Annotated in this window: 8 protein-coding genes; 2 read left to right on the top strand and 6 right to left on the bottom strand. The window is 36.0% G+C overall.

Annotation, left to right across the window (positions count from 1 at the left end; genetic code table 11):
* Nucleotides 1-23: 23 nt before the first annotated feature.
* Both gloA and IQ247_RS30395 read right to left on the bottom strand, forming a co-directional pair.
* Nucleotides 24-464, bottom strand: a complete 441-nt coding sequence (gloA, locus tag IQ247_RS30390; RefSeq protein ID WP_193925718.1) for a lactoylglutathione lyase — start codon at nt 462-464, stop codon at nt 24-26.
* A gap of 119 nt (nt 465-583) precedes the next feature.
* The gene (locus IQ247_RS30395; protein ID WP_193925720.1) at nt 584-2284 is read right to left on the bottom strand and encodes an iron uptake porin; all 1701 of its coding nucleotides are present in this window, start codon (nt 2282-2284) and stop codon (nt 584-586) included.
* Between the two features lie 181 nt (nt 2285-2465).
* Between IQ247_RS30395 and IQ247_RS30400 the strand changes: the two genes are divergently transcribed.
* Both IQ247_RS30400 and IQ247_RS30405 read left to right on the top strand, forming a co-directional pair.
* Nucleotides 2466-3089, top strand: coding sequence for a class I SAM-dependent methyltransferase (locus IQ247_RS30400; RefSeq protein ID WP_193925722.1), 624 nt, complete (start codon nt 2466-2468; stop codon nt 3087-3089).
* A 241-nt stretch (nt 3090-3330) separates the two neighbouring features.
* Nucleotides 3331-4368, top strand: a complete 1038-nt coding sequence (locus tag IQ247_RS30405; RefSeq protein ID WP_193925723.1) for a heme-dependent oxidative N-demethylase family protein — start codon at nt 3331-3333, stop codon at nt 4366-4368.
* A 128-nt stretch (nt 4369-4496) separates the two neighbouring features.
* Here IQ247_RS30405 and IQ247_RS30410 read toward each other — a convergent pair whose 3' ends face one another.
* The 4 genes from IQ247_RS30410 to IQ247_RS30425 all read right to left on the bottom strand — a co-directional run bounded on the left by IQ247_RS30410 (nt 4497) and on the right by IQ247_RS30425 (nt 8076).
* The gene (locus IQ247_RS30410) at nt 4497-5420 is read right to left on the bottom strand and encodes an alpha/beta fold hydrolase (RefSeq protein WP_193925725.1); all 924 of its coding nucleotides are present in this window, start codon (nt 5418-5420) and stop codon (nt 4497-4499) included.
* A gap of 45 nt (nt 5421-5465) precedes the next feature.
* The gene (locus IQ247_RS30415) at nt 5466-6290 is read right to left on the bottom strand and encodes an SDR family oxidoreductase (protein ID WP_193925727.1); all 825 of its coding nucleotides are present in this window, start codon (nt 6288-6290) and stop codon (nt 5466-5468) included.
* Nucleotides 6291-6500: 210 nt separating this feature from the next.
* Nucleotides 6501-6986: a glutathione peroxidase gene (locus IQ247_RS30420; protein WP_193925728.1), complete on the bottom strand. Its 486-nt coding sequence runs from the start codon at nt 6984-6986 to the stop codon at nt 6501-6503.
* A gap of 394 nt (nt 6987-7380) precedes the next feature.
* Nucleotides 7381-8076 carry a pentapeptide repeat-containing protein gene (locus IQ247_RS30425; protein WP_193925730.1) on the bottom strand — a complete coding sequence of 232 codons (696 nt, stop codon included), beginning with the start codon at nt 8074-8076 and terminating at the stop codon, nt 7381-7383.
* Nucleotides 8077-8214 lie beyond the last annotated feature (138 nt).

Genomic DNA, 8214 nt, shown 5'->3' on the forward strand with positions numbered 1-8214 from the left:
CCTCCCCACCTCCCCATCCTCTTCTACCAGCTTCCGGTATTTTCCATAGAAACCCAAGGTTCCTGCGGTGGTAGTGCGTCTCCTTTTTGTAGCAATTCAATTGAAATACCATCTGGCGATCGCACAAAAGCCATGTGTCCATCTCGTGGGGGACGGTTGATGGTAACACCGCCGGATTTAAGGCGATTGCAGGTTTCGTAAATGTCATCAACTCGATAAGCAAGGTGTCCGAAATTACGTCCACCTTGATAGTCTTCGGAGTCCCAATTATAAGTAAGTTCAACTAAAGGGGATGTTGATTCTTTTACTTTGTCTATATCTTGTGGTGCAGCGAGAAAGACTAAGGTAAAACGTCCTTTTTCGCTTTCTTTTCTCTTTACTTCAACTAATCCCAGCTTATTGCAATAAAAGTCTAGCGATGCATCTAAATCGCTAACCCGAACCATTGTGTGCAAGTATTCCATGACAACATTATTAATTATCGGCTTTCAATTATCAATTATTACTTGCCACAAGCTGCATGGACACATATCAAATAATTCTTTTATTGTTATGCCTATTGTCCCATACCCAATTCCCAATATTAAAAAGTAAAGGTAGTTCTCAATGCACCAATAAAGACATCATTGTTATTGTCGTTTTGATTGGGAGATTTTAACCAAATGATACCGGGTGTAATTGAGATATTGTTGTTTATCGGATATCGGTACAATGCTTCAATATGGATAGGTGTATCATTTGTAAAATCAGCAGGTCGGGGAGAAATATCCCCTGCATAGGGTTCCGCACCAGCTACAATTGCCGCTAAGCCACCTTTTTTACCCAAGTCGGGGAATACTAATGCTACCGCATAATTCCAGATTTCTGCATCACCTCCACCGTTAAAATCAACATCAGTATAACTACCCCAACCCCGGATACTGAACTTTGAACTGAGGTCGAGTTGAGCCTGTACTCCATAGGAATTACTCAGAATTTGTCTTTCTGTTGTACCGGGGAGCAAACCGTTAGCAAGGTTAGTTCCAGTTCCACCAAAAGCAAAGGTTGCATCACCTGGATCATAACCGTTGACATAAGTCAAGCCGAGTTTGAATCTTTTGGCTGGTTGAAAAACAATTTGTCCTAAAGCCGAATAATTTCCATTAAATAAGCCTGCTTTTTGGTCTGGATTGGAACCATTTTTGGCAAGATAACCACCTTCAAGTTTAATGGTATTGCCTAATTTGTAACTAAAACCAACACCAGTTGTAGAATTGGCAATTCCCAAGCGATAGATGGGATTTCGTTCTGCGAATCGCGATAGCGCACCAGTTGCACCACCACCTGTATTTAATCCGGAATTGAATACATCTGCATAAAAGTGATGTCCTCCTAAACTAGCCATTGCTGTTACTGTGAGATTGTCACCAACAGGGAAAACATAGTGCAATCTATCGAGAATAATATCATTACCATCGTTACCGTCATAAGCAAAACGACCTTCATTAGTACCAAGTTCATCTTGAAATGAGTTACCAATATTTCCCGCAGTTAGACGAGTAAACAGCTTATCTTTACCTGTGAAACTAGATACTAACTGAAGACGAATTTTATTGTTGAAGACAACTTCAGTATCTACATCATCTCCATCTGCACCTGCGAGGGTAAATGCGACTTCACCCTGAAGTTTTGTAGTAGCAGAAAATTGATTTGCTTCAACTTCAGCACTACGGGCTTCTAAAGCATCAACTCTACCGCGCAAAGTTGCAAGTTCAGCAGCAAATTCTGATTGTAAGCGTTGTAAAGTTGCTAAATCTTCTTGAGAGACTATATTAGCAGTAGCTGTAGCGATTAATTCATTTACTCTGTCCAAGCAAGCGTTTAAACCAGCAGCGAATTCGTAACGAGTTAATGCGCGATTTCCGCGATAACTTCCGTTGGGATAACCTGCTATACAGCCATAGCGCTCAACTAGCGATTGTAAAGCCGCAAATGCCCAGTCTGTGGGTTGAACATCTGACAATTGAGAAACTGAAGTGACTTGGGATATAATTTGTTTTTTTTGTTGCGAATCTATATGATTTTTTGAGTCCTGAGAAATTCCACTTAATTGAAAAGGTATTTCAACAAATTTATTTGAATCTTCGATAACTATAGGGGTAGCATTCAGCGGAATCACTTCAGAATCTAGCTGTGTTGCTATTGCTTTCCTTGGTATTAAACTTGTCGTAACGGTTGTTATTATGAAAGCAGTACCCCATAAAATAGGACTATTTACCCACAATTTCAAAATATTCTGCATCATTTTTACTCCCCACAGATATGCTCTGAAGAAACTTCATTAATTATGTAAATTTGCCTTCAGGAGTCAGAATTAATGTAGATAATAATACAGCAAATCAAAGATAAACTTAACTTAATTTTGTTAAGAAATCAAAACATTTAATTCTAAATTAAAATTAAAAAGTATTTTTGAGGATAAATATATGGGATTCTATTCACGAAAAATTCTTCCTTATCTTCTTGAGTGGTCACTATCATCTCCTCTATTCGCTAAATATCGTCAAGAAGTTTTAGCAGAAGTAGAAGGAGAAGTATTAGAAATTGGCTTCGGTACAGGTTTAAATCTGTCTTATTATCCAGAAGAAATTCATAAAATTATCACCGTTGATAATAATCCGGGAGTTCATGAACTTGCTCAAAAACGCATTGAGAAATCTCGTATAACTGTAGACAATCGAATCTTGAGCAGCGAGAATCTGCCAATGGCTGATAATACATTTGACAGCGTTGTCAGCACTTGGACTTTATGTAGTATTGAAAAGGTTGAACAAGCTGTGAAAGAAATTTATCGAGTATTAAAACCGGGTGGAAAATTCTTTTTTATTGAACATGGTTTGAGTAATGAAACTGATATTCAAACTTGGCAAAATAGATTAACTCCAGTGCAGAAAATAATTGGTGATGGCTGTCATCTTAATCGGAATATTCGCTCTATTGTAGAACAACAATTTCAGCAAGTAAATTTGGAGGAATTTTATATGGAAAAAACCCCAAAAATTGCCGGTTATATGTATAAAGGTGTGGGGATAAAACAGGTTAGAGGTTAAAGGTTAAAACTTCTTTGCTCGCTCCCAGACTGAAACTGGAAACGAAAACTGAAGTCGTGTTAACTAACTATTGCGTAAATTGGTGGAATCATAACTGAAGAATTATTTAATATATCAGTAAAAACACTTTGCCCCCCTCAGCGATTCCTTTGCGTTCCTCTGCGTTTAAAAATATATAATTACGATGTCAACAGATTTGATATTAACTAACTTTCTATCTCAACTAACTATCAAATCAATTATGTCATACAATTTATTCCAAGAAGTTAAAACTGTTGAAGAATCAAAAGACAGTGCTTGTTACTTTCCCTTGCAAAATGGACGCTATGAAGTAAAGCCTGGTATGATGCTTTTAGATTCAAACTTCGCTAATAATAAAGTTGATAATCAGTTATTCCAAATTGATAGTAATTTTTCCGACTATCGGAGAGCTAAACTTGCAGCACGTAGCTCAAATTTGAGTAAGTATTATCAAACTTATAATTATAGTAATGCTGTAGCTTCTTCAGTCGCAGAATTAATAATTAACCGTCTTTCTTATGAATATCCACAATATTTTCATTACTCTGATGATGGTAATAATTTAGTATTCTACAATCATCTTACTGAAGAAACTTTATATTTAAATGCAAACTTAGAATTATTAAAATGCGAGTTATCAAATAAAAATATTTTTTCTGCTTACGTTTCTACTTTAGATGCTTTAGCAGCACAAATACAGTCGGATATTGTAGTAATTAGTCGTAACGAAAACGATGAAAACTGGATGAGTGCTATTCATCTATGTTATCCCAATCATTGGTCAGCAGAGGAAAAAATTGGTAAGGATTTTGCAACAGTACATTTACCAGTAGCAGGTATCGAAAAAATCAATCAGCGTGCAAAAGCTATTGTGAACACGATGATTGCAAGAAAACCAATGGTGCGTTTTGCATGGGGCTTGAGTACCGATACCCGTTTAAATCATCATCCCGAACCACCTGATGGTGTAACATCAAAAGAATGGTATGGTAGAAAGTTTGATCAAACAAATCCTAAATTGTTCTTAAGAATTGAGCGTCAAGTAATCTGGGGATTACCAAAATATGATGCAGCTATTTTTACGATTAGAACTTATTTTAGAGATTGTCAAATTATTAAAAGAGATGCTGTTTTAAATGATAAACTATACAAAGCCATTGAATCAATGACACCAGAATCATTAATTTATAAAGGTTTAGCAGAAAGTAAACAAGATATTTTAGCTTGGTTGAAAGAAGAGAGTAAGGTTAAAGGTTAAAGGTCAAAGTTTAAAGGTGAAAGGCCAAAGGTGAAAGTTTAAAGGTTGTCAACAACCAACAACCACTAACCACTAACAACTAACCACCAACAACTAACAACTAACCACCAACAACCAACAACTAACAACTAACCATTAACTCCTAACTCATTCACAAAAGGTGTTATTGCTTCAACGAATTCGACTGTTGATTCATAAGGTAAAACATTTCTTCGGGGAATTGCGATCGCGCTTCCTTGGGGTAGATGTAATTGATAATCAGCTAAACGTTTTTCAGTGGAATCTTTTTTTCCCGATTGACTAATACTCGATGCTGTTTCACCAAATACAGCTAATGTTGGCTGCGTTATTGATTCTATATCCTTCTGATAATCTTTACGCCAAAATCCTGCTAAAAACGAAAAAACTGCATGACGACTTGCTGGATTTTTCGCACCTTCACGTAAGGTATCTAACCATTCATCGTCAACGTCTTCTTGTGAATCAAATAGTTGTTTGACGGAAAAATCTGCTAAAAACTTTTTACGTCTTGCGTAGCGATAAAATAGATTTCCTGAAGGTGAATCAAATAACAGATTCCATAATAGTTTTTGCTGCCATTCTGGCGCTGCTTTAGTCATAATACTCCAAGCAGGAGGCCCAGATAAAATAATTCCAGCGATTAAATCTGGTTGCTTTTTAACCAATTCTATCGCTACAGGAAATAATGCACCTTGAACTACTAAAATTACAGGTTTTTGTATTACACTTTGGATAAAGTATTGTAATTGTTCTGCCCAATCTATAGGAGTATAGGCTATACGCGGCATATCGCTTTCACCGCAACCTAATAAATCGGGATTATAAATTAAATTGTGATTACCTTTTTTATCCCATTCATCACAAAATCTATACCAAAATTTCCGTGATAAACCCACACCAATGGGATGAATTAATAGTAAGGGAATACCATCAGGTGCTGAATTTTTAGGAGTATAAACTTCGTAGGCGCAGCGGAAGTTATTCCAGGTGTAAAATTGACTTGTATTTGCTGTTTTATTTAGAGCAATCATTGGTTTAAATCAATAAATTATTTAAAAAATTATTAAAAAAATCACCTAAAAAATCATTTGTGGGTGAATCAATTTGTATCCTGCATTTTTTATTTTATCATTGGATACTTTGACATTATAAGCGCGGTTATTTGTTTGAGAAGCATCCCAAACAACCTTTGGTTTATCGTATTTTTGACATAAATTATCTATTAATTCTCGACTGGGAAGATGTGCATCATCAACTACATTATAAATACCTTGCAGTTGATTTTGACGTACAAATTCAATTGCACCGACAATATCATCTAAATGAATCCAATTTGTGGTATTTTCGCCATTACCGGGACGAGTTTGACCAAAAGCTCTACTAAATATTTTAACTAATTCTCTACCCTCGCCATAAATTCCTCCTAATCGTAGGATACAAACCTGTAAATTATCACTATTTGCACAAAGCAAAATTTGCTCGGTTTGATTCAAAATTTCACCATTAGCACTAGTTGGTGCTGTTGGTGTTTCTTCGTCTACCCAAGCACCATTTTTATCTCCATAAACTGAATAACTCGCTGTATATATTAACTGTCTTACACTGGGTATTTGCTTTAATACCGAAACTATAGTTTCAGCAGTTTTTAGATAAGTTTCTTCATAGGTATCACTACTTTTTGCACCAATACTTAAAAGCACAACTTCTTGATTTTGCAATACTGATTTTAAAGCTTGAGCATCCGAACCTTTGACAATTTCTACTCTGTGAGCAACCTCTTGTAATGTTGTCACACGACTTGAATTCGTTGTAGTTGCAGTTATAACTAAATCATCATTTTGCTTCCAGTATTTAGCAACTGCATAACCTACATATCCGCAGCCAATAATTGCAATGTTCATCAAATAAAAGCACCCTTGATTATCAATTATCAGTTATCAGTTATCAGTTATCAGTAATTAGGTAATGCAGTATATTTTGCTCATTGAGTATTCGGCGAAGCCATATACGACATTTACTCGAATTGTCTGTTTAAATTATCGAATTTGATATATAAATTCTCCTAAAATACCGGGATTATAGTATGTGAAAATTATCATCAAAACTGATAATTATTGCGCTAATTCCCTTTCTATAGCAGAAATTAATTCGGGAGAATTAGGCTTTACACTACTTTTAAACCGTGCTACAACTTCACCATGCTGGTTAATTAAAAACTTTTCAAAGTTCCAAGCGATAGGTCCTTTTGGTTCTATTGAAGTTGTCAACCTCGCATAAAGTGGATGTTGTTCTTCACCTTTAGCATGAAGTTTATCAAATAATTCAAAGGTTACGCCATAATTTCTGGTACAGAAATCGACAATTTCCTCATTACTTCCAGGTTCTTGTTCTCCAAAATCGTTACATGGAAAACCCAAAATCCTTAAACCAGCTTGTTTGTAATTCTGATATAACTTTTCTAATCCTACATATTGCGGAGTATAACCGCAGTATGAAGCCACATTCACAATTAGGAGTACTTTACCAATATACTCACCTAATTTTTTATCTTTCCCATCCATTGTTTTGACAACAACGTCAGATATTGTGTTATTCATTTTCTTCCTTGTTTGGTAGAGACTTAGCCCAAGTTTCTCATATTGCAGGCACTTATAAACAAAATCAATATCATAGTGATTTTAGTTACAAGCTTTGTGCATTTGCTGTTTACCTGTTTATCTTATGACGTTGGTAACTAATATATTTGTCATTCTCAATCTAATTATTGACAAAAAAATCTCTCTGTAACCTTTAAAATAACAGTTCAGAGAGAAAGTTGTAGATACAAATATTGATAATATTGTACCAATTTCAGCTTGAATTCCGAGTCAAATGCTAGGTATAAATTGCTAGTATTTAATTAGCGTTCCAAAATATCAGTAGTCAATATGTTTATTTAATAACTAATTTAAACAATAAAATTAACCAATTAAACGTAGTAGAGAATTCAGTTTATTCGTGAATTGAACCATCAGGCATAATTGCTCCAGATAAATTAGCTCCAATCAGTTTAACAAGTAGGCGATCGCCAGAACGAATTCTTGCTCCTCTTAAGTCAGCACCTCGTAAGTCAGCACCGCTCAAGTCAGCACCAATTAAGTCAGCACCCTGAAGATTAACTTCTTTCATATCGGCTAAAAGCAAGTTGGCTCGGAATAAATTCGCATCGGACAAATCAGCACCCCGCAAGACAACTTTATGCATAAAAGCATCGCTGAGGTTTGCACCGTTTAATTTAGCATAGCTGAGATTCCTACCAGATAAATCTCTCCCCTTAAGGTTAGCGTGGCTAAAATCTTGTCCGCTCAAATCGGATTTCTGTGAAGGAGGTTGATTTCTGTGAGGTGTAGGTTTTGGACTCGGTTTTTCTTGATAAGGTGCATAGGAATTAGAATGACTGCTAGGTTCAGAAGCCGTGTAAGTTGTAGTCTTGGATTTAAGATGTGCCTTAATCGAGCGCAACTTTTCCCGAGCTTCATTAAGCTCCTGTAGCTTTCTGCGTGCCTTTTCTTGTAGTCGTTGTTTTTCTTGAGGAATTCTATCCGGGTGCCAAATAAAAGCCAAATCCCGGTAAGCCTGGTTAACTTCTTCAAGTGATGCTCCAGGCTCCAACTCTAAAATTCTGTAGTACCGCTCCAGTTCTCTCATAAGGCGAATTGAATGGCAAATATACTGCCATTATGAGTTATTCAGTAGTGTATCTGCTTAATTGTTTGTCAAATTTTGCGATCGCGCTGCCATCTTAGCTACAAGTAAGTATTTAATAAAGGGGAGATGGGGGGATGG

Source organism: Plectonema cf. radiosum LEGE 06105 (assembly GCF_015207665.1).
Lineage (GTDB): Bacteria > Cyanobacteriota > Cyanobacteriia > Cyanobacteriales > Nostocaceae > Rivularia > Rivularia radiosa_A.

Excerpts from the sequence above, each read along its gene's own strand:
- IQ247_RS30410 (WP_193925725.1), bottom strand. The coding sequence starts at position 5,420 with ATGATTGCTCTAAATAAAACAGCAAATACAAGTCAATTTTACACCTGG.
- IQ247_RS30415 (WP_193925727.1), bottom strand. The coding sequence starts at position 6,290 with ATGAACATTGCAATTATTGGCTGCGGATATGTAGGTTATGCAGTTGCT.
- IQ247_RS30425 (WP_193925730.1), bottom strand. The coding sequence starts at position 8,076 with ATGAGAGAACTGGAGCGGTACTACAGAATTTTAGAGTTGGAGCCTGGA.
- gloA (WP_193925718.1), bottom strand. The coding sequence starts at position 464 with ATGGAATACTTGCACACAATGGTTCGGGTTAGCGATTTAGATGCATCG.
- IQ247_RS30395 (WP_193925720.1), bottom strand. The coding sequence starts at position 2,284 with ATGATGCAGAATATTTTGAAATTGTGGGTAAATAGTCCTATTTTATGG.
- IQ247_RS30405 (WP_193925723.1), top strand. The coding sequence starts at position 3,331 with ATGTCATACAATTTATTCCAAGAAGTTAAAACTGTTGAAGAATCAAAA.
- IQ247_RS30400 (WP_193925722.1), top strand. The coding sequence starts at position 2,466 with ATGGGATTCTATTCACGAAAAATTCTTCCTTATCTTCTTGAGTGGTCA.
- IQ247_RS30420 (WP_193925728.1), bottom strand. The coding sequence starts at position 6,986 with ATGAATAACACAATATCTGACGTTGTTGTCAAAACAATGGATGGGAAA.